Source organism: Kitasatospora sp. NPDC085879 (assembly GCF_040686255.1).
GTDB lineage: Bacteria > Actinomycetota > Actinomycetes > Streptomycetales > Streptomycetaceae > Kitasatospora.
The window spans coordinates 73478-97860 of the sequence record NZ_JBFBJZ010000004.1 but is presented as its reverse complement, the minus strand read 5'-3'; the positions used below and the strand labels follow the sequence as shown (position 1 = coordinate 97860).

General features: G+C 75.5%; 26 protein-coding genes. 11 read left to right on the top strand and 15 right to left on the bottom strand.

Features of this window, described 5'->3' with window-relative positions; genetic code table 11:
* The first annotated feature begins 49 nt into the window (after positions 1-49).
* Positions 50-868 (top strand): class I SAM-dependent methyltransferase, encoded by an 819-nt coding sequence (locus tag AB0P35_RS04970; protein ID WP_363506591.1) that lies wholly within the window; start codon positions 50-52, stop codon positions 866-868.
* Between the two features lie 226 nt (positions 869-1094).
* Here AB0P35_RS04970 and AB0P35_RS04965 read toward each other — a convergent pair whose 3' ends face one another.
* On the bottom strand, positions 1095-1679 hold the full coding sequence (locus tag AB0P35_RS04965; protein WP_363506588.1) for an O-acetyl-ADP-ribose deacetylase: 585 nt from the start codon (positions 1677-1679) through the stop codon (positions 1095-1097).
* Positions 1680-1888: 209 nt separating this feature from the next.
* On the opposite strand from AB0P35_RS04965, the gene AB0P35_RS04960 reads away from it, so the two are divergent.
* Positions 1889-3499 (top strand): SpoIIE family protein phosphatase, encoded by a 1611-nt coding sequence (locus AB0P35_RS04960; protein ID WP_363506585.1) that lies wholly within the window; start codon positions 1889-1891, stop codon positions 3497-3499.
* Between the two features lie 71 nt (positions 3500-3570).
* On the opposite strand, the gene AB0P35_RS04955 is transcribed toward AB0P35_RS04960, so the two are convergent.
* The 5 genes from AB0P35_RS04955 to AB0P35_RS04935 form a co-directional block, all read right to left on the bottom strand.
* The gene (locus AB0P35_RS04955) at positions 3571-3909 is read right to left on the bottom strand and encodes a DUF2516 family protein (RefSeq protein ID WP_257019144.1); all 339 of its coding nucleotides are present in this window, start codon (positions 3907-3909) and stop codon (positions 3571-3573) included.
* A 165-nt stretch (positions 3910-4074) separates the two neighbouring features.
* Positions 4075-4641, bottom strand: a complete 567-nt coding sequence (locus tag AB0P35_RS04950) for a hypothetical protein (RefSeq protein WP_363506582.1) — start codon at positions 4639-4641, stop codon at positions 4075-4077.
* Between the two features lie 83 nt (positions 4642-4724).
* On the bottom strand, positions 4725-5111 hold the full coding sequence (locus AB0P35_RS04945; protein WP_363506579.1) for a helix-turn-helix transcriptional regulator: 387 nt from the start codon (positions 5109-5111) through the stop codon (positions 4725-4727).
* Between the two features lie 95 nt (positions 5112-5206).
* Positions 5207-6025 carry a nucleotidyltransferase gene (locus tag AB0P35_RS04940; RefSeq protein ID WP_363506576.1) on the bottom strand — a complete coding sequence of 273 codons (819 nt, stop codon included), beginning with the start codon at positions 6023-6025 and terminating at the stop codon, positions 5207-5209.
* Positions 6022-6471, bottom strand: coding sequence for a MarR family winged helix-turn-helix transcriptional regulator (locus AB0P35_RS04935; RefSeq protein WP_363506573.1), 450 nt, complete (start codon positions 6469-6471; stop codon positions 6022-6024). The genes AB0P35_RS04940 and AB0P35_RS04935 overlap by 4 nt, the downstream gene beginning before the upstream one ends.
* Before the next feature lie 64 nt (positions 6472-6535).
* Here AB0P35_RS04935 and AB0P35_RS04930 point away from each other — a divergent pair, with 64 nt between their 5' ends.
* Positions 6536-7063: a MarR family winged helix-turn-helix transcriptional regulator gene (locus AB0P35_RS04930; RefSeq protein ID WP_363506570.1), complete on the top strand. Its 528-nt coding sequence runs from the start codon at positions 6536-6538 to the stop codon at positions 7061-7063.
* A 45-nt stretch (positions 7064-7108) separates the two neighbouring features.
* Here the strand turns inward: AB0P35_RS04930 and AB0P35_RS04925 are convergent, their stop codons facing one another.
* The 4 genes from AB0P35_RS04925 to AB0P35_RS04910 all read right to left on the bottom strand — a co-directional run bounded on the left by AB0P35_RS04925 (position 7109) and on the right by AB0P35_RS04910 (position 11760).
* On the bottom strand, positions 7109-7681 hold the full coding sequence (locus tag AB0P35_RS04925; RefSeq protein ID WP_095874196.1) for a DUF4291 domain-containing protein: 573 nt from the start codon (positions 7679-7681) through the stop codon (positions 7109-7111).
* A 64-nt stretch (positions 7682-7745) separates the two neighbouring features.
* Positions 7746-8306 (bottom strand): carboxymuconolactone decarboxylase family protein, encoded by a 561-nt coding sequence (locus AB0P35_RS04920; protein WP_363506567.1) that lies wholly within the window; start codon positions 8304-8306, stop codon positions 7746-7748.
* Positions 8307-8425: 119 nt separating this feature from the next.
* A complete protein-coding gene (locus tag AB0P35_RS04915) occupies positions 8426-8638 on the bottom strand; it encodes a hypothetical protein (protein ID WP_363506564.1) in 213 nt (70 codons plus the stop codon).
* Between the two features lie 5 nt (positions 8639-8643).
* Positions 8644-11760, bottom strand: a complete 3117-nt coding sequence (locus tag AB0P35_RS04910; protein ID WP_363506562.1) for a DEAD/DEAH box helicase — start codon at positions 11758-11760, stop codon at positions 8644-8646.
* A gap of 142 nt (positions 11761-11902) precedes the next feature.
* Between AB0P35_RS04910 and AB0P35_RS04905 the strand changes: the two genes are divergently transcribed.
* From AB0P35_RS04905 to dmpI, 4 genes are all read left to right on the top strand, one after another.
* On the top strand, positions 11903-12427 hold the full coding sequence (locus AB0P35_RS04905; RefSeq protein WP_363506560.1) for a DUF664 domain-containing protein: 525 nt from the start codon (positions 11903-11905) through the stop codon (positions 12425-12427).
* A 143-nt stretch (positions 12428-12570) separates the two neighbouring features.
* Entirely contained in the window at positions 12571-13176 is a 606-nt protein-coding gene (locus AB0P35_RS04900; protein WP_363506557.1) for a YceI family protein, read from the top strand.
* 128 nt (positions 13177-13304) lie between these two features.
* Complete coding sequence (locus tag AB0P35_RS04895; RefSeq protein WP_363506554.1) at positions 13305-14198, top strand: LysR substrate-binding domain-containing protein; 894 nt, start codon at positions 13305-13307, stop codon at positions 14196-14198.
* A gap of 69 nt (positions 14199-14267) precedes the next feature.
* The gene (gene dmpI / locus AB0P35_RS04890; protein WP_363506551.1) at positions 14268-14519 is read left to right on the top strand and encodes a 4-oxalocrotonate tautomerase DmpI; all 252 of its coding nucleotides are present in this window, start codon (positions 14268-14270) and stop codon (positions 14517-14519) included.
* Positions 14520-14535: 16 nt separating this feature from the next.
* Here the strand turns inward: dmpI and AB0P35_RS04885 are convergent, their stop codons facing one another.
* Positions 14536-15501: a LysR family transcriptional regulator gene (locus AB0P35_RS04885; RefSeq protein WP_363506548.1), complete on the bottom strand. Its 966-nt coding sequence runs from the start codon at positions 15499-15501 to the stop codon at positions 14536-14538.
* A gap of 131 nt (positions 15502-15632) precedes the next feature.
* Between AB0P35_RS04885 and AB0P35_RS04880 the strand changes: the two genes are divergently transcribed.
* Together AB0P35_RS04880 and AB0P35_RS04875 are read left to right on the top strand one after the other, a co-directional pair.
* On the top strand, positions 15633-16892 hold the full coding sequence (locus AB0P35_RS04880; RefSeq protein ID WP_363506545.1) for an MFS transporter: 1260 nt from the start codon (positions 15633-15635) through the stop codon (positions 16890-16892).
* Between the two features lie 75 nt (positions 16893-16967).
* On the top strand, positions 16968-17447 hold the full coding sequence (locus AB0P35_RS04875; RefSeq protein WP_363506542.1) for an Appr-1-p processing protein: 480 nt from the start codon (positions 16968-16970) through the stop codon (positions 17445-17447).
* Here AB0P35_RS04875 and AB0P35_RS04870 read toward each other — a convergent pair.
* Positions 17435-17962 carry a GNAT family N-acetyltransferase gene (locus AB0P35_RS04870; RefSeq protein WP_363506539.1) on the bottom strand — a complete coding sequence of 176 codons (528 nt, stop codon included), beginning with the start codon at positions 17960-17962 and terminating at the stop codon, positions 17435-17437. The two genes, AB0P35_RS04875 and AB0P35_RS04870, sit on opposite strands and share 13 nt — an antisense overlap.
* Before the next feature lie 246 nt (positions 17963-18208).
* On the opposite strand from AB0P35_RS04870, the gene AB0P35_RS04865 reads away from it, so the two are divergent.
* Positions 18209-18988 carry a TetR family transcriptional regulator gene (locus AB0P35_RS04865; protein ID WP_257019142.1) on the top strand — a complete coding sequence of 260 codons (780 nt, stop codon included), beginning with the start codon at positions 18209-18211 and terminating at the stop codon, positions 18986-18988.
* A gap of 30 nt (positions 18989-19018) precedes the next feature.
* Here AB0P35_RS04865 and AB0P35_RS04860 read toward each other — a convergent pair whose 3' ends face one another.
* The gene (locus tag AB0P35_RS04860; protein ID WP_363506535.1) at positions 19019-20281 is read right to left on the bottom strand and encodes a GNAT family N-acetyltransferase; all 1263 of its coding nucleotides are present in this window, start codon (positions 20279-20281) and stop codon (positions 19019-19021) included.
* Between the two features lie 203 nt (positions 20282-20484).
* Between AB0P35_RS04860 and AB0P35_RS04855 the strand changes: the two genes are divergently transcribed.
* Positions 20485-21402, top strand: coding sequence for an NAD(P)-dependent oxidoreductase (locus AB0P35_RS04855; RefSeq protein ID WP_363506533.1), 918 nt, complete (start codon positions 20485-20487; stop codon positions 21400-21402).
* Positions 21403-21439: 37 nt separating this feature from the next.
* Here AB0P35_RS04855 and AB0P35_RS04850 read toward each other — a convergent pair whose 3' ends face one another.
* Both AB0P35_RS04850 and AB0P35_RS04845 read right to left on the bottom strand, forming a co-directional pair.
* Complete coding sequence (locus AB0P35_RS04850; RefSeq protein ID WP_363506530.1) at positions 21440-22552, bottom strand: hypothetical protein; 1113 nt, start codon at positions 22550-22552, stop codon at positions 21440-21442.
* Positions 22553-22609: 57 nt separating this feature from the next.
* On the bottom strand, positions 22610-24349 hold the full coding sequence (locus AB0P35_RS04845) for a threonine/serine exporter family protein (RefSeq protein ID WP_257019141.1): 1740 nt from the start codon (positions 24347-24349) through the stop codon (positions 22610-22612).
* Positions 24350-24383: the final 34 nt, after the last annotated feature.

Here is a 24383-nt window from a genome sequence, read left to right as displayed (position 1 = left end):
CGGCCGACCGTGCCGCCCGGGCGCGGGGGCGCCCGCGTACCCTGCGGGCATGGCCGCCTTCGACCCCTCCCCCGCCCGCGGGCCGCGATCGACCCGCCCGGTCGGGACGGTGACCCGGGGCACCACCAACACCAACCGGCTGCGGCGGATGGACCGCTGGATCGTGCACACCATGGCCCGGACGCTGCGGGTCGCCGAACGGCCGCCGATCGCCGTGGACCTGGGCTACGGGGCGGCCCCGTGGACGGCGGTCGAGCTGGCCGCCCGGCTGCGGGCGGGCCGGCCGGACATCCGGGTGGTCGGCATCGAGATCGAACCGGCCCGGGTGGCGGCCGCCCTGCCGTACGCGGACCCGCCGCTGCTGACCTTCCGCCGGGGCGGCTTCGAGGTGCCCCTGGACGGCGCCTCCGCGCACCTCGTCCGGGCTGCCAACGTGCTGCGGCAGTACGAGGAGGAGTCGGTCACCGCGGTCTGGGAGCGGCTCTGCGGACGGCTGGCGCCGGACGGCCTGCTGGTCGAGGGCACCTGCGACGAGATCGGCCGCCGCCACGTGTGGGTGGCGCTCGGGCCCGAGGGGCCGCGCACGGTCACCTTCGCGGCCCGGCTGGCCGACCTGCAGACCCCCTCCGACCTGGCCGAACGGCTGCCGAAGGCGCTGATCCACCACAACGTGCCGGGGCGGCCGGTGCACACCTTCCTCACCGACTTCGACCGGGCCTGGGCGGCCGCCGCGCCGTACGCCGCCTTCGGCGCCCGGCAGCGCTGGGTCGCCGCCTGCACGGCGCTGGCGCAGAACTGGCCGCTGGTCGACACCCGCCGCTGGCGGCACGGCGAAGTGACCGTGGCCTGGCCCGCGCTGGCCCCGTAGGGCGCCCACCTGCCCGGTTCCGGCCGGCCCGCATGCGGCCGCCGGGACGGTTCGGCTGTGCGGAGCGGGGGATTCACTCGAACGAGTTATCGAATTCCTCTGGCGTGTTGACGGCCCGTCACGCCACCATGGAATCGATCGCACGAACTGCCGACCGTCACATGAGGTTCCGTCAGCTCCTCTGCGTCACACCGCAGGACCGGCGCCGCCGCGGACGGGCCGGGCCTCAGCCCTCGCCTTCACCCCCGCCTTCGCCCTCACCCTCCGACTCCAGCGCGTGCCACACCCGCTCGAACACCCCGTACACCTCGGCCCCGAACAGCACGAAGCGCACTTCCGCCACCTCGCCGGCCCGCCCGCCGGCCACCTCGTCCGCGACGGTCGTGAGGGCGATCCGCGCCGCGTCCTCCAGCGGCCACCCGTAGATCCCGGCCGAGATCGCCGGGAAGGCCACCGAGCGCGCCCCCAGGTCCACCGCCAGCCCGAGCGACTCCCGATAGCAGGAGGCCAGCAGCCCAGCCCGCACCGACCGCTCCTCCGCCACGAACACCGGCCCGACGGTGTGCACCACCCACCGGGCCGGCAGCCGCCCGGCCGTCGTCGAGACGGCCCGGCCGGTCGGCAGGCCCTTTCCGTAGTGCGAGGCACGCAACCGTCGGCAGTCCGCGAGGATCTCCGGACCGCCCCTGCGGTGGATCGCGCCGTCCACCCCGCCGCCGCCCAGCAGCGACGAGTTCGCGGCGTTCACCACCACGTCCACCTGCTGATCCGTGATGTCACCCTGCACAAGCGTGATCTGCGTCACCGTCATCGACCTCCTGTCAGTCCCATCGCGACCGGCGCCGCCGCCGGTCGGGCACGCCGCCGAGAGCGTGGCAAAAACCACAGCAGCGGCCGCCAGTCAGAGAAATCCCCGGAGATCACGTTATGGTCGCGAGAAGCTCCTCGACCCGCGGTGCCAGGCGGGCACTGCGCACGGACACCAGCCGTTGGGCAGTCGGGGAAAGGAAGGATCGACCAATGCCCGCAACGGGAGACGGGCGGGCATCCGCTGCCGCAGCCAGGTTCGGCACCGCCGATGCCGCCGACACCGCGCACCGCGCGGGCACCGGTACGGGCACGCCCGCCGCTGCCGCCCCCGGCCGCTCCGCCGCCGGCCGGCCGGTCGCGCAGCGCGCCAAGGAGGCCGCGGACACCGCCACCGCCGGCAGGTCCGCCCGGCCCGACCGGGGCGACGACACCCGCGAGCCGGCGCCGATACCGCATCCGCGGACGACCTCGCCCGCCCGGGCCGAGCCGTCCGGCGAGGCGCCCTACCGCCTGCTGGTGATCGCGGACGGCGACACCGGGGACATGGGCCTGATCGAGTCGCTGGTCGCCGAGAGCGGCGCCAGGGTCGACCTGCACCGGGCCGGGGGTGTCGAGGAGGCCGCCGCGCTGCTGGCGCCGGTGCCGATGACCGCCCGGCGCAGCCGTCCCCGCCCGGCCGACTTCAACTGCGTGCTGCTCGACCTCGCCGCCCCCGCGCACGGCGGGCACCCCACCGACGAGCCCTTCCCGTCCGACGGCCTGGACGGGCTGCGCGAGCTGCGCCGTCGCGCCCCGCACGTCGCGCTGATCGTGCTCACCGACGCGGCCGGTGCCGAGCTCGGCGCCGCCGCCGTGGCGGCCGGCGCCCAGGACTTCCTGGTCAAGCGCGAGACGGACGGCGCGCTGCTGGCCCGTGCCCTGCGGTACGCGGTGGAGCGCAAGCGGGCGGACGAGTCGCAGCGCCGCCTGGTGGAGGCGGAGCTCCGCGGCCAGGAGAACGCGCGGCTCCAGCGGCACCTGCTGCCCACGCCGCTGCTCGACGGGGCCGGCCTCGCCTTCACCCGGCGCTACCGCCCCGGCCGCCGCCGGGCCCTGCTCGGCGGCGACTTCTACGACGCCGTCCGGACGGACGACGGCACCGTGCACGTCGTCATCGGGGACGTCTGCGGGCACGGCCCGGACGAGGCCGCCCTCGGTGTCGCCCTGCGGATAGCGTGGCGGACCTTGGTCTTCGCCGGGCTCACCGGCCAGGAGCTGCTGACCACGCTGCAGCACGTGCTGGAGCACGAACGGCGCAGCGACGAGATCTTCGCGACGCTGTGCATGCTGGTCCTCGTCCCCGGCGCGGAGCCGGCCGGCGACGCCTCGGCCCCGGGGGCCGGCTCCGACGACGGGGCCGCGGCCCCGCAGGTCGAGCAGGTCCGGCTGTTCCTGGCCGGGCACCCGGCGCCGCTGCTGCTGGGTGCCGACGGGCCGCCGCGGCTGCTGCCGGCCGACCAGACGGGCCCGGCGCTCGGGCTGCTGCCCTGCGACGACGGCCTGGCCGTCTGGCCGGCCGTGGAGTTGGAGCTGCACCCCGGTTGGAGTCTGCTGCTGTACACCGACGGCCTGGTCGAGGGCCGGGTCGGTGCCGGCTCGCGCCGGCTGGGCCAGGACGGTCTGATCGAGCTCGTCGCCGACCACCACGCGGCCGGCCTGACCCGCGGCCGGCTGGTCGACAGCGCGCTCGCCGAGGTCGAGGAGCTGAACGGCGGCGCCCTGACGGACGACGTCGCCGTGCTGCTGCTGGAGCGCAATCCGGTGTCCGCGCTGATGGGCTGAGCCACCGGACGCCGAGAGGGCGGCACCCCGTGCGGGGTGCCGCCCTCTCGGCGTGCTGCGGGACGTAACGGTCACCAGGGCCCGTAGGGGCCGATGTTCCGCCGGCCGCCACCGCGGCCGTCGGTGAGCTGCTTGATCGCGGGCCGCACGTCCACCACGTAAACGATGGCGGCGACCAGGCCGATCAGGGTCAGGAAGTTGCCGAGGACGTTGGCGCCGAAGAGCAGGTCGAGCCCGAGTGCCAGGCCCAGGACGATCAGCCAGAAGCCCTTGGTCTTCTTGTCCGCGGCCCGGTAGGCGTCCTCACGGCGTACTGCCGCGTCCACGAAGGCGAACAGCTTGAAGCCGATGATCGCGACGGACAACCACCAGAAGGGGTTGAGCACGTCGAAGAGCAGGATGTGGAACACTGCGGACTCCTCACTGCGGCCTCGGCTCCTCCGCCCATGGTGGCACGGCGGACGCCCCGCTCCGGTGACAACGATCCGAACCGCCCGGGCGTGCCCGGGTCGGCGGATCGGCGGGCCCGGCCGTCACGCTCCTACCGGTGACGTGCCGGTGGACCGGCCGTCGGCCTACTTGCCGGTGGACTTGCGGGCCCGGGCGGCCTTCTTGGCGGTGGGGGCCGGCTCGTCCGCGCTGTCCTGGGCGGTCTCCTCGGCGGGGGTGTCCTGGGCCGGCTCGGCGTCCAGGGCGACCTCGGTCACCTGGGCCTCGGCGGCGACCTCGGCCGCGGGCTCCGCGGTGTCGCCGGCGCCGCGGTTCTTCTCCACGACGGCCTTGCCGCGGACGGCCAGCTCGTCGTAGGCCTCCTTGGCCTTGACGGCGAGCTCGACGGCCCGGCCGACCTGCTGCAGCGCGAAGGTCTGCGCCTTCTCCTGGAGCTCCTTGAGGTCCTTGAGCTCGGCCGGCAGGGCGGAGACGGCCTCGGTGACCTTGCCCTGCGCCTCGACCAGCAGGGTCTGCGCCTCCTGCAGCCGGGCGGCGGCCTTCTCCTGGGCGGCCTTGCGGTCGGCGGCGATCTCCTCGACCTTGCCGGGCACTTCGCGGAGCTTCTCGTAGGCGAGGTCTCCGGCGCCGGCGAGGGCGTAGAGCGGGGTCGGGTCGCTGAGGGTCTTCTTGATGTCGTCGGTGATCGGCATGGCCGGTCCTCCCGGGCGTTGCTGGTGCGTGCGGTGGTCTCGTGCGGACGTCGCGGGCGGGGCGCCGGTGCCCCGACGGCGGGTCAGTCCTCTGCGACAGGAGACGCGTCGGGAGCGGGGCCGCTCTCGCGGTTCTCCTTGAGAAAGGCGTCGTAGACGGCGAGCAGGGCCTGCTTCTGCCGCTCGTTGATCAGTGGATCGGCGAGGATCGCGACCCGGAGTTCGAGTCCTTCCTCCCGCCGTTCCTCCAGGATTCCGGCCTGCACGTAGAGCGTCTCGGCCGAGATCCGCAGCGCCTTGGCGATCTGCTGCAGGATCTCCGCGCTCGGCTTGCGCAGCCCGCGCTCGATCTGGCTGAGGTACGGGTTGGACACTCCGGCGGCGTCGGCCAGCTGCCGCAGCGAGAACTGTGCGTTCCGCCGCTGCTCGCGGATGTACTCGCCGAGCGAGCCGACGTTCAGTGAGGCCATGCCTCCAGCATGCACACCGCTGCTTGCAATTGCAAGCACGCTGCTAACTCCAGCAATCGCGTCGGCCGCGCCGGAGGGCACGGCGCGCGGACAGGTCAGGGGCGGGGCGCCTTGGGGCCGTGGACGGCGGTGTACTCGGCGGCGAGCCAGGGGGCCAGGTCGGTGACGAGGAGGGTCAGGACGGCCGGGTCGGGGGTGGGGGTGCGGGCGGTGGCGGCGGCCAGGCGCATCTGGTCGGCGCGGGCCGGGTAGCGGGCGGCGAAGACTTCCGCCGAGAGCGCGAGGTCGCTGGTCCAGCCGTTCCAGTCGGGCATGACCAGGGTGAAGCCGGTGCGCACCAGACGGCGCGAGACCCCCCGGGCGAGGCGGCGGCGTTCCTCGCCCCCGGCCGCTGCGGCGAGTCGTGCGCGCCAGCCGGGCAGGGCGAGCGCGAGGTCGCCGTTGGTCTCCCGGGCGAGCAGCGGGTCGGGCCGGTAGGCGGGCAGGCGGGCGGCGAGGTCCTCGCCGAGCAGCGGGGTGCACAGGCAGGCGAGGAAGAAGCCGAGGTCGTGCCGTTCGAGCGGGCTGAGCAGGGTGTCGGTGCCGAAGACGAGCACGCCGGCCCCGTCGATCGCCGGGAAGTCGCGGTCGAGGCCGGCGCCGAGCGTCTCGGCGTCGGCGCGGTCGGCCGCGGTCGGTTCCGCGTGCAGGGCGAGCAGCAGGTCGAGGTCGGAGACTCCGGGGACGGCCGTGCCGCGCGGGATGCTGCCGTAGAGGTAGGCGCTGTGCAGGCGGTCGGGCCCGAAGAGCGCGGCCACCCGCCGGCGGGTGGTGTCGACGACCGGCCGGAACGCCGCGGGGACGCGGTCCGGGGCACCCTCGCGGGCGATGGTGCCGTCGGGGTGGAGCCCCCTGCCGGGCTCGGGGCCGGTCATGCGGACACCGCGCCGCGGTTCTCCAGATTGGCCGCCATCACGGCCAGCGCGCGGACGGTCCCGGCGTACTGATCGTGGGTCAGTCCGGTGAGGACGGCGGCGCGCAGCTCGGCGACCCGGGTCTCGACCGCGTCGTGCAGCTCTCGGCCCGGCCTGCTCAGGCGCACCCGGTCGCCGTCCGCGGGTTCGGCCCAGCCGCGCGGCAGCAGGCCGGCGGGGCCGTGCAGCAGGCCGTCGACGCCCGCCCGGGCGTCGGGCCAGAACGGGGCGAGGAGGTCGGCGAGGGCGTCGGGTGTGCGCGGGCCGCCGGCGAGGGTGTGCAGGGCCTGCCACTGGCGGCGGTCGACGCCGAGGTCGGCGAGGCACGCGGCGAAGCCGTCCTCCAGGAGGTTGTGCAGGTGCTTGAGCCAGTAGCCGAGGGGACGGCCCGTCGGGTCGGTCTCCATGGCGGTTCCCCCATATCCATGTAGAGTGACATGCAGTTGTTATCCACTATGGACCTGGGCGGCGATGGACGGCAAGCACCTTCCCGAGGACCTGTCGGCGGGCGGCCCGGAGGTCGCCGGGATCGCCCGCGCGCTGGTGGCACTGCGGCGCAGCCAGTCCCGGCGGGCGCTCGCGCGGCTGGCGGCGCACCGGGCGGGGGCCGGGCGGCCCGGCGAGGTCTCGGCGGCAGCGCCCCCGGACGGCGTGGTGCTGCTGCTGGACGCGGTGGCGGCCGCCGCGGTGCCGACCGTCACCGGGCTGGCCTCGGCGCTCGGCATCGACCAGCCGCGGGCCAGCCGGCTCACCGCGCAGGCGCTGGCCGCGGGGCTGCTGCGGCGCGAGGCGGACCAGGCGGACGGCCGCCGTTCGCTGCTGCGGCTCACCCCGGAGGGCCGGGCGGTGCTGGAGCGGGTGGACGCCTTCCGGCGCGCGGTGGTCGCCGAGGCGACGGCCGGCTGGAGCCCGGAGGACCGGGAGGTCCTGGCCCGCCTGCTCGGCCGGTTCGTGGCCGACTTCGCCGCGGTCACCGGTACGGGCCGCGCCGCGGACTGAAACGGCCTGCGGCCCGTACGGAAGAGCAGCACAGCGGCGCACCGGTCAGCGGCGCGGCGCCATCCCCAGTCGGCCGGCCAGTTCGGGGGCCAGCGGGTAGGGCCGCTCGGGCGGCAGCAGCCGGACGGCCTGGGCGTTGCGGCCGGCCCGGATCAGCCCGGAGATCCGGTGCACCTGGGGGGTCAGGTCGGTGACCGAGACCGTCCACTCGTCGACGAAGGTGCCGATCAGGGCGCGGCCCACGCCGACCTGGATGCTGTAGTGGTTGAGCGCGGCGCCCGCGGCGGACCGTTCCGGGTCCCACTGGACGTGCACCGCCGCCTCGGCGAGCGCGGCCGGATCGCCGGTGGTCAGGGCGGCCTCGGCCAGTGCGCGCTCCCAGCCCTCGCGGGTGATCCGGACGGCCAGCACCCGTTCCTGCCCGGGCTTGCGAGCCCAGTTGCTGCGGTGCATCAGCCATCGGAAGGACGGCTTGATCCAGGTCATCCGGCCCCGGGAGAAGGGCTCCACGAACCGTCCGGCGGCGACGGCCGGGCCGGCGATCGCCGGCGCGTACGCCTGGTACACGGTGATGGTGCGCTCGTCGAAGTCGGCACGGATCTGGCGCAGTTCGGTCACCGGCCCACCCTGTCAGCCTGCCGCCGGGCCCCGCAGCGGGTTTTCGCGGTGCGGGGCGGACCCGCTACGACCGGGCCGGGACGGCGCAGGCCTCGGCGAAGCCCTGGCTGGTCAGTCCGAAGGCGCTGTTGATGCGGGAGCGGAAGTTCTCCAGTGCGACGACGGCGGTGAGTTCGACGAAGGCGGCCTCGCCGAGCCGGGCGAGCAGGGTGGCGGCGAGTTGTTCGGTGACGGCGGGTTCGGTCTCGGTCATCGCCTCGGCGTAGGCCATCACCTGCTGTTCGAGCTCGGTGAACGCCTCGGTGTGCTGCCGCCACTGCGGCACCAGGGCGATCTTGTCGAGCGGCAGGCCGAGTCCGTCGGCGGCGGCCCAGTGGCCGAAGTCGAGGCACCAGGAGCAGTTGATCCGGGCCGCGCCGGCCATCGCGGCGAGGTGCTTGAGGCCGGGGTCGAGGGCGTTCCAGCGGGCGACGCCGCGCTCCAGCCGGACGAAGGAGAGCAGCACCCGGCTGTTGTGGCCGAGGGCGAGCCCGGGGTCGAGGACCTTGCCGTACGTCCGTCGCGAGTACCAGGCGCCGATGCGGTTGAGCAGGGTGCGGGGCGGGGTGAGCGGGATGCGGGTCATGGCCGGTTCCTCCTGGGTCGTCGCGCCGTTGTCGGAGGGTGGACGGCGCAGCCCGGGGAAACGTGACATCCGGTGGCGGGACGGGACGGGACGGGACGGGGCGGTTCGGTCCGGTCCGGTCAGTCGGCTCCGGTGAACCGCCGATAGGCGGGGGCGAGGAGGTCGGCGAGGTCGCGGCCGCGCACGGTGGTGCCGGACGGCCCGAGCGGGTCGAGTGCGGGGGCGGGCGGCCGGTCGTCCTCGTCGGCGCGGAGGGTGAAGTCGCCTTCCCAGAAGGCTCGGTCGACTCCGGCGGTGGTGGGCCGCCCCGCGGGGGGCTGTTCGGTGGTCACGGCGGTCAGGCTCCGGTGGCGTCGGCGGAGAGGGTGAGCAGGTCGCGCAGGGTGTCGGCGGAGAGTTCGGTGAGCCACTGCTCGCCCTCGCCGACGACCGTGCCGGCCAGGGTGCGCTTGGCTTCGACGAGGTCGGCGATCCGTTCCTCGACGGTGCCGGTGCACACCAGCCGGCGGACCTGCACGGTGCGGCGCTGGCCGATCCGGTGGGCCCGGTCGGTGGCCTGGTCCTCGACGGCAGGGTTCCACCACCGGTCGAGGTGGACGACCTGGTTGGCCGCGGTGAGGGTGAGTCCGGTGCCGCCGGCCCGCAGCGAGAGCAGGAACACCCCTGGTCCGTCCGGCTGTTGGAAGCGCCGGACGAGCCGGTCGCGTTCGGTGGGCGGCACGCCGCCGTGCAGGTGGAGGACCTCGGTTCCGAGCCGTTCCGCGAGGTGGGGGCGGAGCCGGGCGGTGAACTCGGTGTACTGGCTGAAGACGAGGGTGCGGTCGCCGGCGGCGAGGGCCGCGGCGAGGATCTCCTCCAGTCGGTCGATCTTGCCCGAGCGGCCGGCCAGCGGGCCGCGGTCGTGGACGAGTTGGGCCGGGTGGTTGCAGACCTGCTTGAGCCGGCCGAGCGCGGACAGCACCGCGCCCTTGCGTTCGACGCCGCGGATGCCGTCGACCCGCTGCAGCAGGTCCGCGACCACGGCCCGGTAGAGGCCGGCCTGTTCGGCGGTGAGGCCGCACGCGACGGTGAACTCCTGCTTCTCGGGCAGGTCGAGGGCGATCGTGGGGTCGTTCTTGACCCGGCGCAGCAGGAAGGGCCCGGCGAGGCGGCGCAGCCGTTCGGCGGCGGCCGGGTTGGCGTTCTGCTCGACGGGGACGGCGAAGCGTTCGCGGAAGGACTCGGCGCTGCCGAAGAGCCCCGGGTTGGCGAAGTCGAGGACGGCGTGGAGTTCGGCGAGCCGGTTCTCGACGGGGGTGCCGGTGAGGGCGATCCGCGGGCCGGAGGGCAGGGCGCGCAGGGCGCGGGAGCGGTCGGTGGCGGTGTTCTTGACGGCCTGTGCCTCGTCGGCGACGATCCGCCGCCAGCGGACGCCGGCGAGGTCGGCGGCGTCGCGCTGGACGGTGCCGTAGCTGGTGACGACCAGGTCGGCGCCGGTCGCGGCGGTTCGGGCGGTGCCGCGTTCCGGGCCGTGGTGGAGGCGGACGCGCAGGCCGGGGGTGAACCGGGCGGCCTCCCGCTGCCAGGTGCCGAGCATGGAGGTCGGGCAGACCAGCAGGGTGGGGCCGGTGGCGCCCTCGGCGTGTTCGCGGGCGAGCAGGGCGAGGGTCTGCACGGTCTTCCCGAGGCCCATGTCGTCGGCGAGGACGGCGCCGAGGCCGAGCCGGCCGAGGGCGTGCAGCCAGGCGGCGCCGCGCCGCTGGTAGGGCCGGAGTTCGCCGTGGAATCCGGGTGGGGCGGCCGTGGCGGCGTCGGTGGGGTCGGTGCCGGCGCGGCCGGCCAGCAGGTCGCCGATCGGGCCGTCGGCGTGGACGGCGGTGACGGGCAGTCCGGCGATGTGCGCGGTGTCGTCGAGGGCGAGCCGGAGCAGGTCGGCACGGTCGAGGGTGCCGGTGGCGTGCCGGGCGAGGAAGGCGTGGGCGGCGCGGATCTGGGCGGTGTCGACCTCCGTCCAGCGGCCGCGGAGCCGGACGAGTCCCTGTTGGGCGGCGGCGAGTTCGGCGAGTTCGTCCTCGGTGAGGACGGTGTCGCCTAGGGCGGGCTGCCAGCGGAAGGCGAGGACGTCGTCGCGGTCGATGCGAGCGGGCTGTTCGACGGCGCCGGGGGTGCCGCTGCGGGCGGTGAGGACGAGTCCGAGCCGGGGGCGGCGCTGCTGCCACCAGGCGGGCAGCAGGATGCCGAATCCGGCGTCCCGGAGGGCGGGGGCTGCGTCGCGGAGGAAGGCGAGGGCGCCCTCGCGGTCGAGGGTGAGGCCGGTGGGGCGGATCTCGCGGGCGGTGGCGCGCAGGGCCGGGTGGAGCAGGGCGGCCCGGTCGAGTTCGGCGGCGAGGGCGGCGGTGGGATGCGGGACGGTGCGGGCGAGTGCGGCGTGGGCGGGGCCCTCGGTCCACAGTTCGGCGGCGGGGACGAGCAGGGACGGCCGGTCGGTGGCCTGGAGCAGCAGGTCGAGCCGCCAGTCATCGTCCGGGCCGGCGTCCGGGTCGCTGCCGGGGTCGTCCGGGCGGGTGTCGTCGGCGGCCGGTCCGAGGGGTTCGGCGAGGCGCAGGACGAGTCGGGCGGCGGGGTCGGCGGGCACCCGGGCGTGCCAGGCGGCGAGCCGTTCGGCGAGGCCTTCGGGGGCGGTGGCGAGGCGGCCGTCGCCGGCGTGCAGGGCGGTCAGCCAGGGGTCGTCGCCGGGCGGGGGCGGCAGGTCGGCGAGGGCGGCCCGGGCCTCCAGGTCGGTGAGGGTGTCGAGGACGTCGGCGAGCAGGGTGTCGGCGCGGCGGCGGCCCGCGGCGGCGGCCGGGTCGGCGGCGAGGCAGACGCGGGGGCAGCCGGCGGCGAGGGCGGCGGCCTCGGCACGGTCCTCGGTGTCGGGTGCGGGCCGCCAGCGGGCGTACGGGGTGCCGCCGGTGTCCTGGAGGGCGGGCAGGACGCGGCCGCGGCCGACCATCCGCCAGGCGAGGTCGTGCACGGCGGTGAGCCAGCGCAGCGAAGTGCCCTGGGCGAGTTCGGTGGGCGGGCCGTCGTCGGGCTGGCAGTGCGCGAGGGCGCGGTGCGGGTCGAAGAGGGCGCCGAGCAGTTGGGCGGTGTGCGGGCCTTCGAGGACGAGGACGGGCACTCGCCAGGGGGTGGGGGCGGCGCCCTGCGGCCGGGTGCCGGCGGGCAGTTGGGGGGAGGCTGCGGGGGCGCCGCCTAGCGAGGGCAGGTGCAGGGTGGTCCAGCGTTCGGCGGCCTGGCCGGCCAGCCAGCCGGGGCCGGGGCCGAGTCCGGCGAGCAGTCGGGCGGTGCCGGCGGCGGGGAGGGCGAAGGGGTGGGCGGCGGGGCCGGAGCCGGGCCGGGCGGGGGTGGCCGGCCGGTCCCGGTAGGCGGCCTCGCTCTCGGCCCAGAGGGCGAGCCGGCCGCCGTCCTGCCAGAGCGCGTGCAGCGCGTCCATGGGTGAACCTCCGTGGGCCGACCGGTTCACCTTAACCGGGCCGCCCCCTCCGCCATTGAGGACCGAACCTGACCTGATTGGTCGATAGCGTCGGTCCTACCGAAGCCGGAGAGCCCGGCGGAGGCGACGAGAGGTGGCCGGCATGCCGACCCTGGTGAACGCGGAGACCGACGAGCGCGACGCCCTGCTGTCCTTCCTGGCCGCACAGCGCGGCGGCCTGCGGCGCGCCGTGCTGGGGCTGACCGAGGAGCAGGCGGCCGCCACGCCCACCGTGAGCAGCCTGTCGCTGGTGGTGCTGCTGCGGCACGCGGCCCGCACCGAGCGGTACTGGATCGTCGAGCAGCTGATGGGGCGGGGCGAGGACGGCCCGAAGGACTGGGCGGCGGAGTACCGCCTGGGCGAGGGCGAGACGGTGGAGTACTGGCTGAAGGAGCTCGAGCGGGTGGCGGCGGAGACGGAGGAGATCGTCCGGTCGCTGCCGAGCCTGGAGGTCGACTTCCCGCTGCCGCAGGCGCCGTGGTTCCCGCCGAACAGCCGGCGGACGGCGCGCTGGGTGCTGCTGCACCTGATCCAGGAGCAGGGTCGGCACGCCGGCCACGCGGACATCATCCGGGAGACGATCGACGGCCGGACGGCCTTCGAGCTGGTGGACCTGGCCGGCGCCTGAGGTTCCCGGGCAGGTCGGGGGCGGTTTCCGGGCTTCCCGGGACCGCCCCCGGAATCGATGGTTGAACTTTGAACCAGATGGGGTTATGGTGGAGCCAACAAGTTGAAGCCTAAACAATTGGCTTCACGATCGAGGAGCAAGCCATGGGCATCTTCAGCCGCCGCAACGACACCGCCACCGCCGTCACCACCCCCGTCGCCGGCCCCACCCTGGGCCACCTGAGCGGCGAGTGGGCCGTCGACCCGGCGCACAGCCGGATCGGCTTCGCGGTACGCCACGCGATGGTCACCAACGTCCGCGGCGAGTTCACCGAGTACGACGGCAAGCTCAAGCTGGACGGCGCCGAGCCGGGCAACTCCTCCGCCGAGCTGGTGATCAAGGTCGCGAGCGTGGACACCAACCAGGCCCAGCGCGACGAGCACCTGCGCACCGGCGACTTCTTCGCCGCCGAGACGTACCCGGAGATCCGCTTCCGCTCGACCTCCGCCGAGCGGATCGGCGAGGACAGCTACCGGATGACCGGTGAGCTCACCATCAAGGACGTCACCAAGCCGGTCGTCCTCGACCTCGACTACACGGGTCACGCCACCGACCCGTACGGCGCCGACCGGGTCGGCTTCGAGGGCCGCACCACCGTCGACCGCACCGAGTGGGGCCTCACCTACAACGCCGCGCTGGAGACCGGCGGTGTGCTGATCGGCGAGAAGGTCAAGCTCACCTTCGACATCTCGGCCGTCAAGTCCGCCTGACGGCAGCACGGTTCGCAGCATCCCGGCCACGCCCCCGCCGACCTCGCCGGCGGGGGCGCCGCCGTGTCCGGGCCGGGCCCGGCGGGTGCGGCCGTCGGCTAGAGTCGCAGGTCGACCGGGGGGTGGCCATGGAACTGCGGCAGTTGCACTGCTTCGTCGCCGTCGCCGAGGAACTGCACTTCGGCCGGGCGGCCGAGCGGCTGCTGCTCGGGCAGCCCGCCGTCAGCCAGCAGGTGCGACGGCTGGAACGGGAGTTGAAGGTCGAGCTGTTCGACCGCTCGCCCCGCCACGTACGGCTCACCCCGAGCGGTGAGCGCTTCCTGCCCGCGGCCCGCGCGGTGCTGGACGCCGAACAGGCCGCCCGCGCCCTCGCGGCCTCCCTCACCGCCCCCGACCGCCTCCGCCTCGGCACCGTCACCGGCCTCGGCGCCCGCCTGGACCGCATCCTCGACGCCTACGAGCGGCACGCCCCCGGCGTCGCGGTGGAACTCCGCGCCCTGCCTGCGGCCGAACGGCTGGCCCGGCTCGCCGACGGCCGGCTGGACGCCGCGTTCGTCCGCGGCATCCCGCCCGAGCCGGACGGCGACCTGCGCTACCTCCCGCTCTGGGAGGACGAGTTGACCGTCGCCCTGCCCGCCCGGCACCCGCTGGCCCGGCAGGACGCCCTCGACCTCGCCGATCTGGCGGCCCTCCCACTGCGGCTCACCGAGCGGCGCAACCACCCGGCCCTGGTCGACCTGGTGACGGCCGCCTGCCGCGAGGCCGGCTTCGAACCGGTCCCCGGTCCGGCCTCCGGCACGCTGCAGGACACCCTTGCCGCCGTCGGCTCCGGCCCGGCCACCTGGACGGTGGTCTACGCGGAGAACGCCCGGATGATGCTGCCGGGCCGGGTCGCATTCCGCCCGCTGCGCACGCCCCGCCTCGCCTTGCCGACCGCGCTGGCCGTCCGGCACGGCACCCGGCCGCCGCGGCTGCTGATCGACGCCTGCCGGGCCGACCGGACCTCGCCACACACGCCTTGACCTGGGACGATCAGGATCCGTGATCGCTGTCAGAGCCGATCGGGTCTGGGTCGCGACCGGCCCGCGGGTGTGGACTCTCTCCAGGACGCCGGACCGGGCGGAGACACCGCACCGGACGGCGCGAGCCGAGGAGTCACCGTGCCCATCGTCACCGTGCAGCAGGGCCCCCGCACCGTCGAGCTGAAGCGCGAGCTCGTCCGCAGGATCACCGACGCCTTCGTCGACGCCTACGAGATCCCCGCCGAGAGCGTCCAGGTGTGGATCCACGAGGTCCCGGCCGACAGCTGGGGCGCGGCCGGCACCCTGATCGCCGACAAGTAGCCGGGCAGCCGGCCGCTCACCCGGGCAGCGCCGCGGCGTCCTCCGCCGGCAGCCAACTGCCCGGCGGGCGGCGCAACCAGCCCTCGTCGCGGCCCAGTTCCGCGGCGGCCGTGAGCAGTGCGGCCAGCCCCGGGTGGCGCAGGCCGGGCCGGTGGACCAGGCCCACCAGGCTGAGCGGCACCGGGTCGACCAGCGGCCGGGTGACACAGCCCGGCACCTCGGGCCCGCCGACGGCGGTGAGCACCGGTTCGCGGTGCCGGGCGAGATAGCGGGCGAGCTCCGGGACGCCGATCGGCGGGGCGTGCCCGGGCGCCGCCACCAGGCCGTGCGCGGCGAGCAGTTGCAGCCCGAGGTCGGTCCACTCGGTGGTCGCCGGATTGCCCGTGAGGACGTCCACGGGGTGGCCCGCCAGGGCCGCCAGCGGCACCTCCGGACGGCCGGCCAGCGGGTGGTCGGCCGGCAGGAAGACCGCCATCGGCTCCAATCGCACCGGCACGTGGACGAGTTGGGTGCGCACCCGGGGCGGGAGCCCGGCCCACCGGCCGAACGCCACGTCGAGCCGGTGGGCGAGCAACTCGGCCGCCGCGGCGGCCAGTCCGCCGTGGAAGCGGGCGAGCAGTTCGGCCTCCGGCACGGCGGTGCGGGCCGCGGCGAGCAGCCGGTCGGGGGTCAGGTCGGCGCCGTCGATGTCGTTGCCGAGGTCGACCAGCAGCGGCCGGGCCCGGACGGCGGAGACGATCTCGTCGTGCAGGGCCAGCAGCCGGCGGGCCTGCGGCAGGAGGGCCTCCCCGGCCGGGGTGAGCAGCACGCTGCGGGTGGTGCGGTGGAACAGCACCTCGCCCAACTGCCGCTCCAGCGCGCGGACGTCCCGGCTGAGCGCCTGCTGGGCGATGTGCAGCAGGGCCGCCGCCCGACCGAAGTGCAGGGTCTCGGCGGTCGTGACGAAGCCGCGCAGCAGTCGGGGGTGCAGGTCCTGGGGCATGATCACCGCAGCGTAGGCACCCGGCCCCGGATTGACAACAGGAATGCGTGGATCGGGCCGAACAGGTGTTGGACCGGGCGCCGTCCCCGCCGCGAGGCTGGCGGGGTCGCCGATCCTCTGCCGGGAGTCCCGTGTTCGCCTCGTACCGTCGCATCCTCGCCCTGCCCGGGGCGCTCGCCTTCACCCTCACCGGGCTGCTGGCGCGCCTCGCCATGTCGATGGCCGGGGTGTCCGCCGTCGTCCTGATCGCCGAGCGGCGCGGCTCGTACGCCCTGGCCGGCGCCGTCTCCGCCGCCGGGCTGGCCACCCTCGCCGTCGGACTGCCGCTGCTCGGCCGCCTGGTCGACCGGCACGGGCAGGCCCGGGTCGCCGTGCCCGCGGTGCTGGCCGCCGGGCTGCCGATGGCCGGGCTGCTGCTCTGCGTCCGGTTCGGGGCGCCCGACTGGACGCTGTTCCTGTGCTGGGCGTGCTCCTCGACCGTGCCCAATGTGGGCGGGATGGTCCGGGCCCGCTGGGCGCACCTGCTGCGGACCGACGAGGCCGGCCGGCACCTCGCCAACTCCTTCGAACAGGCCCTGGACGAGCTGTGCTTCATGTTCGGCCCGGTGCTGGCGGTGCTGCTCTGCCGTGCACTCGTCCCGGAGGCCGGGCTGGTGGCCTCGGCGGTGTTCGGCGCGACCGGCGTGCTGCTGCTCGCCGCGCAGCGCGGCACCGAGCCGCCGGCCGCGCCCGTCCTGCCGGAGGCCGCGACTGCCGGCCGCGCGGCGGGCGGGCGCGGCGGGCTGTGGGTGCTGCTGCCGATGTTCCTCGCCACCGGGGTGGTGTTCGGCTCGATGGACGTCACCACGATCGCCTACACCGACGCGACCGGGCACGGCTCGCTCGCCGGGTTGCTGCTGGGGCTGGTGGCGGCCGGGTCCTGCGTCTCGGGGCTGGTGTTCGGGTTGCTGCGGCCACGCCGCGGCCCGGTCGCCCGGCTGCTCGGCGGGGTCGCCGCGATGGCCGCCCTGATGCTCCTGCCGGCTGCGGCCGGGCTGTCCGGCGCGGGGCCGGCGGTGCTGGCGGCGGCGCTGTTCCTGGCGGGTTCGGGCACCGCGCCGACCATGGTCAGCGGGATGACGCTGGTTCAGCGGCTGCTCCCGGCCGGCCGGCTGAACGAGGCGATGGCCGCGTCGGTCTCGGCGATCCTGGTCGGCGTCTCGGCCGGCTCGGCCCTCGGCGGCGTGGTCGCCCAGCACGCTCCCGCCGGCACCGGCTATCTCGTCCCGGCCGCCGCGGCGGCCACCGCCCTGCTCGTCGCCGCTTCCGGGGCCCGTCTGCTCCGCGAGCCGGGCGACGCGGCCCCGGACGGGGACTCCCCAGCCCGCCGGCCCGTCCCGGCCATGGACTGACCCCGCCCGAGCGGCCGGGCCGTCCCCCACGAAATCGGCTGCCCGCTGTCGGTGCCGGGCGCTAGCGTCGCGGCCATGGGGGCTGAGATCACGTACCTGCGCGGGGACGCCAGTGCGCCGCAGGGCGCCGGGGTCAAGGTGATCGCCCATGTCTGCAACGACCTGGGCGGCTGGGGCAAGGGCTTCGTGCTGGCGCTGTCGCGGCGCTGGCCGGAGCCGGAGGCCGCGTACCGGGCCTGGCACCGCGGGCGGGCGCGGAACGACTTCGGGCTCGGCGCGGTGCAGCTGGTCCAGGTGGAGAGGTACGTCTGGGTGGCGAACATCGTCGGCCAGCGCGGCATCAGGACGGGCCGCTCCACCGGCGTGCCGGTGCGGTACGAGGCGATCGACGCGGGCCTGGCCGCGCTCGCCGGCCACGCCGCGCGGCTCGGGGCGTCGGCGCACATGCCGCGGATCGGCTGCGGGCTGGCCGGCGGCCGGTGGGAGCGGGTGGAGCCGCTGGTCCGCGCCCGACTGGCCGATCGCGGGGTGGCCGTGACGGTCTACGACCGGTGAGCGGGCTGCGGCCAGCTGTACTCGTACTCGGTGACCTCGTGTCCGCCGGGGAACTCGGCGGTGCGCTCGTCGGTGCGGATCCCGCCCTCGCGCTCGTAGAAGGCGATCGCGCGGTGGTTGTCGCGCAGCACCTCCAGGCGGAGCACGGCGGGCGCGGTGCGGCGGAGTGCGGTGCGCAGCAGCAGGGCGCCGATGCCGCCGCCGGTGCGTCCGGGGCGGACGTGCAGGTTGTCGAGCAGGACGCGGCCGTCGGGTTCGGGCACCAGGTAGGCGAAGCCGACCGGTCCGTTCCCGGCCTCCTCGGCGAGCAGCAGGGTGGGGGTGTGTGCGGGATCGCCGTAGTCGGCGGTGAGGCGCAGTTCCCAGATCTCCCGGCGCTGGGCGGGCAGACCGTCGCCCAGTGCCTCGGCGGGGACGAGTCCGGTGTAGGCCGTCCGCCAGCTGTCGGCGTGCAGGGCGGCGACGGCGGGCGCGTCGGCCGGGCCGCCGTCGCGGACGGTGATCTCTGCGGTCATGGTCCCGAGCCTTTCACAGTCGGTGCGGCCGCGACCCGCCGTTGTGCGGGCGTGGATCGGGCGGGCCGGCTTGAAGTCGGGCGGGGCCGCCTCTAGAGTCTCCCGGGAGCATATTTTGAACACGTTCGAAATATGCGGTGGCGGGTGCCGTACCGGGTGCGGAGGGGAGATCCGGTACGGCCCGGCCCGGCCCGCGTCGGCCGACCCCGGGCGGGGGACCCTGCGTGCCCGGCTAGGCTCAGGGCCGTGGACGAGCAGAAGGGCGGCACCCGCAGCATGGACGAGAGCGCCCAGGAACCCGCGCTCGGCGCGGAGCTGCCGGGCGGCCGGGCGCGCCCCAAGACCGGCAAGAGCGAGCAGACCCGTGCGCTGATCCTCGACACCGCGATGCGCCTGTTCCAGGAGCGCGGCTACGAGAAGACCACCATGCGCGCGATCGCGGCCGAGGCCGGGATCTCGGTGGGCAACGCCTACTACTACTTCGAGTCGAAGGAATTCCTGATCCAGGGGTTCTACGACGGCATGACGGTCGAGCACGCGGTGGACGCCGCCCGGCGGATGGAGGGCCACACCGAGTTCGCCGACCGGCTGTACCTGGCGCTCGCCTCCTGGCTGGACTGCGCCGCGCCGTACCACGAGTTCGCCGCGCAGTTCTTCCGCACCGCGGCCGACCCGAACAGCTCGCTCAGCCCGTTCGCCAACGAGTCGCACCGCGCCCGGGCCACCGCCGTCGGGCTCTTCCGGGACGTGCTGACCGGCTCCGACATCGCGTCCAAGTTGGACAAGGAACTGGCCGAGCTGCTGCCGGAGCTGCTCTGGCTGCACCTGATGATCATCGTGCTGTACTGGGTCTTCGACCACACGCCCGGCCAGGAGCGGACCCGCGAGTTCGTCCGCCGGTCCACGCCGATGGTCGCCAAGGTGGTCGTGCTCTCCCGCTACCGGGTGTTCCGCCCGCTGGTGCGGGACGTGAAGGGCCTGATCCACGACTTCATCCTGCCGACGATCGGCCGCACCGCGACCTGAGCCGCGGGCGGCCGACCGGCGGCCGGGCGTTCAGAACAGGTCCGGGTTCCAGGCCTGGACGGCGGTGCGCAGCACCAGGTCGGCGCGGTCGGCCGCGCCCGGCGTCAGCTCGGTCAGCAGGCCGGCGGCGGCCAGCCGGACGGCGGACCCGGTGCCGAGGTGGAGCGAGGCGAGCGCCGCCGCGTCCAGGGCGAGGTCGGCGTCGTCCTCGGTGGGGACGCAGCGCCCGGTGCCGTCGGCGGCGGCCTCCAGCGCCCAGCGGCCGGCCGCCCAGCCGTCCGGGTCGGCGACCTCCAGGACGAGCCGGCCCGGTGCCCGGTAGGTGCGGGCGGCGAAGGCGGCGGGCACGTCGAGCAGCCGCAGCCAGAGGAAGTCGGAGCTGTCCTGGCCGAGCACGGCCGCGCGCGGGTCGGTGAGCAGCAGCGGCAGCAGGTCGTCGGGCCCGAGGTTGCCGATCGCGACCTTGCGCACCCAGTCCACCGAGAAGGCGAGGCGCCACAGTGCGACGGCCGCCTCCCGGTCGAGCGCCAGGAAGTCGAGGACGGTGAGGGTGCAGTTCGGGAGGTTGGCCTCCCACAGGTCTTCCACGGTGTAGGCGATCAGCCCGGTGACGGTGCCCTGCGCGTCGCGGTGCAGTGCGACGAAGGGCTCCTTCCAGTCGTAGCCGGGCAGGGTGACGTCGCCGTGGTGCAGCCGCCACCAGGTGTCGCTGCGGCCGATCGCGCCGGGCTGGGTGCGGCGCCAGCGCTCGTGCAGTTCGGCGCCGTGCTTGCGGGCCTCGGCCATGGTGACGAAGTCGGTGCGGCCGCCGGAGGCCGGCAGGTCGGGGCGGATCCCGCCGCGGCTCAGGTCGACCGTCCAGGCGTGGGCGCGGGTGGCGGGGCCGAAGCCGTACCGGCCGTAGATGGGGTGCTCGGCGGCGATCAGGATCGCCGCGGCGCTGCCGCGTTCCTTCGCGGCGGCGAGGTCCTGCGCCATCATCCGGCTGAGGACGCCGCGGCGGCGGTGCGTGGAGTTGACCGTGACGGCGGTGATCGCGTCGACCGGCAGCAGGGCGCCGCCGGGCATCGTGAGCTCGGTGTCGAAGCTGCGGAAGGTGGCCACGCAGCGGCTCGGGTCGTGCGGGTCGAAGGCGCCGAGGAAGCGGCCGGGCTCGAAGGTGAGCCGCCGGTAATCGGTGCCCTCGTCGAGGTGGGGGCGGAGGAAGCCGCGGGCGACGGCGCGGTCCCACAGCGGGAGTTCGTCCTCGGTGACGGCCCGGATCTCGATGCCGGCCGGTGCGTCCTTGCTCATCCGGCCACCGTACGGCGGGTCCGGGGGGGCGGGCATCCGGTTTTTCCGCCGGTCCGGGACGCGTCGTCCGGGCCGTCCTCCGGGCCGCGTTCCGGCCTGTCACCCGTGCCGTTCTCCGGGTGCTGTCACGTTCCCGGGGGCTGCGCCGTCCGTCTGGTACGGCACCGCGACAGGGGCGGCGCCGGGACGGAGGGAGCAGCGCGATGAGGATTCTCCTGGCGGGAGCGAGCGGGGTGCTCGGGCGGAAGGCCGTCCGGGAGCTGACCGCGGCCGGGCACGAGGTCGCCGGTCTCGGCCGCGGCCCGGCGAACACCCTCCGGGCCGACCTGCTGGACCGCGAGGCGGTGCTGCGGGCGGTCCGCGGGCAGTCCTTCGACGCGGTGGTGCACGCCGCGACCGCGCTCCAGGGCCGGTCGATGATGCGGCACCGGGACATGGCCGGCACCGACGCCCTGCGCACCGGCGGCACCGTCAACCTGCTGAAGGCGGCACGGGAGGTCGGGGCCCGGCGGATCGTCCTGGAGACCATGATGTTCGGCTACGGGTACGGGGAGCACGGCGACCGCCCGTTGGAGGAGGGCCGGGACGAGTACGGCCCGCGCGTCGCCGACCCGCGCGAGCGGGCGCACGTGGACGCGATGCGGGCCAAGGAGGACCTCGCCTTCGCCGCCGACGGGCTGTCCGCGGTGAGCCTGCGGTACGGCCTGTTCTACGGCGAGGGCGTCAGCGACACCGCCCTGCTGCCGCTGCTGCGTCGCCGGGCGCTGCCGGTCGCCCCGGACCACGGCCGGAAGCTGTCGTGGGTGGACGTCGACGACGCGGCGCGGGCGATCGTCCTCGCCCTGGAGAAGGGCGGCGACGACCGGGCCTACAACATCGCCGACGACCTGCCGCTCGGCTTCGGCACCCACGTCCGGGCGGTCGCCGAGGCGTTCGGGGCGCCGAGGCCGATGAGTGTGCCGCGCTGGCTGTTCCGGCCTGCGCCGCTGGCGGCCTGCATGCTCGCCACGAATCTGCGGATGTCCACCGCCCGGGCCCGCCGTGAGCTCGGGTGGGAGCCGAGCACCGACGGTCCGCGCCGGCTGGCGGAGCTCGCCGCCCGCACCCCGGTCGCGGTCTGACCCGCCCGGTCGCGGCCCGGTGGGCTCGGGTGCCCGGTCAGACCGGCCGGCGTGGCTGGGGGTGCGGCAGCTTCGGGTGCCGGTAGGGGGTGTAGGGCTCGGGGGTCTCCGCGGCGGCCGGGCGGGCGGCGTACACCCGCTGGCGGCCGGCCCGGACGGTCCGGCGGCGGGCGTGCGCCAGCGCCTGGCGCTCCGGTTCCGGGCCGGCGGCCGGGTGGGCACCGGGCTGCGCGGCGGGCCCGCCGGGGCGGCGGGCGGCCAGGGCGGCGGCGCGGCGGTCGGCGAGCCGGGCCGAGCGGCGGGCGAGCGCCCGGGCGTGCTGGGCGTCGAGGTGGGCGGTGGCCCGGGCGGCCATCCGCTCGGCGACCCGGTGGGTGGCGGTGTGGTGTGCCGGCACCTTGTCCGGGGCGCCGGCGATCAGGTCGAACAGCCAGGTGCGGGCCCGGTCGGCGCGGGTGTGCAGCCGCCGCTCGCGGCGCAGGGCGCGCTGCATGCGGCGCGGCCGGGTGGTGTAGTTCCAGCGGGCCCAGGGGCTGCCGGGCCGGGCCAGTCGAACGGCTCCGACCCAGGCCAGGCCGGGCACCATGATGCCGAGCAGGCCGGTCCAGAACTTGCCCTTGAGCAGGGCGATCACCGAGACCAGGGCGTTCACCGAGATCACCGCGACCAGGCCCCACCGGCCCTGCTCCATCGGCGAGGACTGGCCCGGGACGACGCCGAGCGGCACGTAGCCGGTGAGCAGCAGCGCCGTTCCGAGCAGGCCCAGGACGACGGCGTCCACCGAGGTGCGGCCCTGTTCGCTCCAGTAGACGTCGTCCAGGTGCAGGATCAGCGCGAACTCGTCGAGCACGAGGCCGCAGCCGATGCCGAAGCACAGGCCGAACCAGTCGATCCACGGGTGGCCGCCGTTGGTGGCGAACACGCCGATGCCGCCGACCAGCAGGAAGCCCAGGCCGAAGACCATGTGGTGGATGTGCAGCCCGCCCGGGGTGATGTTGCCCGGCCACCAGCGCACCTGGGCGCGGATCATCCGCACGCTGAACCGGATGCCGACGAACGACACGACGAAGCCGACGAGCAGCAGGAAGAGCGGCTGCTTGTGCGCGTCGACGATGTGTTCGCGGTAGCCGTCCAGCAGGTCGTTGATCACGGGTGGTGCCTTCGTTCTCGGGTGGTGCAGCGGGGCTTCGACGGGCCAAACGACCGGTCAGAAGCCGCGGGTGCGTTTGGCCGCCCGGCGGGGGACGAGCAGGTGGGGCGCGAGCGGCTCGGTCGCGCCGGGGGTCTTGAGGAAGAGCCGGGCGACCTCGCCTCCCAGGTTGACGCCGATCGCCAGCGCCATCGCCAACGCGGCGGCCCGGGTGACGGAGACCAGTCCGGCACTGGCATGTCCCTGGGCGAAGGCCAGCATGCCGAGGTACAGCGCCGAACCGGGCATCAGCGGGCCGATCGCCGCCGTCACGTAGGGCAGCGCCGAGGCGCGCCGGTAGCGGGCCGTCAGCTGGCCGAACAGGCCGACCAGGCCGGCCGCGATGCCGGTCGCAGCGATCGGCGAGACCCCGGCGTTGGTCAGCACGCCGTACGTCGACCAGCCGATGCCGCTCATCACCACGGCCATCGGCAGGGTCCGCCGCTCGGTCTGCAGCAGCACCGCGAAGGCCAGCGCCAGCACCATCGCGGCGAGCAGCTGGATCGGCGGGTCGACGGTGCCGCCGATGGACTCGTCGGGCCGGAGCTTGGCGTTGTAGTTGACGCCGAGGTAGAGCACCGACATCACGCCGATCACGATGCCGGCGATCAGGTAGAGCACCTCCAGCAGGCGGGCGGCGGCGGTGATGTAGAAGCCGGTCAGGCCGTCCTGGACGGCGGCGACCATCGCCCGGCCGGGCAGCAGCGCGAACAGGCCGCCGGTGATCACCACCGAGCCGCGCAGGTGCAGGTCGTTGAAGGAGAGCACGATGCCGATGAATGCGGCGGGCGTCGCCGCGACCACGAACTGGTAGACCTCCGGCAGCCCGCGGCGGGCGATCAGCGAGGCCAGTCGGTCGCCGACCACCGCGGCGACGAAGGCGCCGGCGAAGACCAGCCAGGCCTTGGCGTCGACCCGCCCGCCGACCAGGAAGGTCGCCGCCCCGGCCAGCAGGCCGGTGGCCAGCGCCAGCAGCCAGACCGGGTAGGGGTGCCGGTTGCGGCGGATCAGGGCGAGCCGCCGGTAGGCGTCGTTGACCGGGATCTTCTCCGCGGTGATGTCGGCGACCAGCCGGTGCACGGCGGCGAGCCGGGTGTAGTCCGATGTGCGCCGGCGGACGGTGCGGGCGGCGCTGACCGGCGGGTCGATCAGCGACGGGTGGTACGAGATGGAGATCAGTGTGAAGGTGACCTGCGGCTCGCAGTGGTCCAGCCGGTAGGCGTGCGCGATGCCGAGCATAGCCGCCTCGACGTCCTCGGCGGCCTCGCCGCTGGCGAGCAGCAGTTCGCCGATCCGCAGCGTGAGGTCGAGCACCCGGGGGACGTGCCGGGCGGCCGAGGGGTGCAGGTCGCGCGGGGTCCGCTCGAAGGCGGGCCGCTCGGTCATCGGGGTGCGCAGCAGGGTGCGCATCCGGTCCGGCCAGGGCGCGGCGCCGGGTGCGCCGGCCCGCAGCTCGGAGAGGTCGACGCCGTGCGCCGGGGTGTAGCCGGCGGCGCGCCAGTCCTCCGGGGTGAGGGTGTCCTCGGGGCCGGCGGCGGGCGCGAGCAGGCCCTCGGTGGGTGGGGGCGGTGGGGCGAGCGGCACCGCGGTCTGCGGTGGCCGGGCGGGCGCGGCGGGCCCGAGCAGGCCCTCGGTGGGGGACGCGGACGGCCTGCGGGCGGCCCGCTCCGGGGCGCGGTCCGCAGGGGGCGCGGCGGGTGCGGTCCTGCGGCCGCCCCTGGCCTTCTTGCCGCCGCCCGGTCGGCCCCGCTTCGGCACGTCCGCCACTCCTCGCCGCCCCTGGTGGCCGCGC

What these genes read in the sequence shown, in the direction of transcription:
- AB0P35_RS04970 (WP_363506591.1), top strand. Translation starts at nt 50, where the DNA reads ATGGCCGCCTTCGACCCCTCCCCCGCCCGCGGGCCGCGATCGACCCGC.
- AB0P35_RS04965 (WP_363506588.1), bottom strand. Translation starts at nt 1,679, where the DNA reads ATGACGGTGACGCAGATCACGCTTGTGCAGGGTGACATCACGGATCAG.
- AB0P35_RS04960 (WP_363506585.1), top strand. Translation starts at nt 1,889, where the DNA reads ATGCCCGCAACGGGAGACGGGCGGGCATCCGCTGCCGCAGCCAGGTTC.
- AB0P35_RS04950 (WP_363506582.1), bottom strand. Translation starts at nt 4,641, where the DNA reads ATGCCGATCACCGACGACATCAAGAAGACCCTCAGCGACCCGACCCCG.
- AB0P35_RS04945 (WP_363506579.1), bottom strand. Translation starts at nt 5,111, where the DNA reads ATGGCCTCACTGAACGTCGGCTCGCTCGGCGAGTACATCCGCGAGCAG.
- AB0P35_RS04940 (WP_363506576.1), bottom strand. Translation starts at nt 6,025, where the DNA reads ATGACCGGCCCCGAGCCCGGCAGGGGGCTCCACCCCGACGGCACCATC.
- AB0P35_RS04935 (WP_363506573.1), bottom strand. Translation starts at nt 6,471, where the DNA reads ATGGAGACCGACCCGACGGGCCGTCCCCTCGGCTACTGGCTCAAGCAC.
- AB0P35_RS04930 (WP_363506570.1), top strand. Translation starts at nt 6,536, where the DNA reads ATGGACGGCAAGCACCTTCCCGAGGACCTGTCGGCGGGCGGCCCGGAG.
- AB0P35_RS04920 (WP_363506567.1), bottom strand. Translation starts at nt 8,306, where the DNA reads ATGACCCGCATCCCGCTCACCCCGCCCCGCACCCTGCTCAACCGCATC.
- AB0P35_RS04910 (WP_363506562.1), bottom strand. Translation starts at nt 11,760, where the DNA reads ATGGACGCGCTGCACGCGCTCTGGCAGGACGGCGGCCGGCTCGCCCTC.
- AB0P35_RS04905 (WP_363506560.1), top strand. Translation starts at nt 11,903, where the DNA reads ATGCCGACCCTGGTGAACGCGGAGACCGACGAGCGCGACGCCCTGCTG.
- AB0P35_RS04900 (WP_363506557.1), top strand. Translation starts at nt 12,571, where the DNA reads ATGGGCATCTTCAGCCGCCGCAACGACACCGCCACCGCCGTCACCACC.
- AB0P35_RS04895 (WP_363506554.1), top strand. Translation starts at nt 13,305, where the DNA reads ATGGAACTGCGGCAGTTGCACTGCTTCGTCGCCGTCGCCGAGGAACTG.
- AB0P35_RS04885 (WP_363506548.1), bottom strand. Translation starts at nt 15,501, where the DNA reads ATGCCCCAGGACCTGCACCCCCGACTGCTGCGCGGCTTCGTCACGACC.
- AB0P35_RS04875 (WP_363506542.1), top strand. Translation starts at nt 16,968, where the DNA reads ATGGGGGCTGAGATCACGTACCTGCGCGGGGACGCCAGTGCGCCGCAG.
- AB0P35_RS04870 (WP_363506539.1), bottom strand. Translation starts at nt 17,962, where the DNA reads ATGACCGCAGAGATCACCGTCCGCGACGGCGGCCCGGCCGACGCGCCC.
- AB0P35_RS04860 (WP_363506535.1), bottom strand. Translation starts at nt 20,281, where the DNA reads ATGAGCAAGGACGCACCGGCCGGCATCGAGATCCGGGCCGTCACCGAG.
- AB0P35_RS04855 (WP_363506533.1), top strand. Translation starts at nt 20,485, where the DNA reads ATGAGGATTCTCCTGGCGGGAGCGAGCGGGGTGCTCGGGCGGAAGGCC.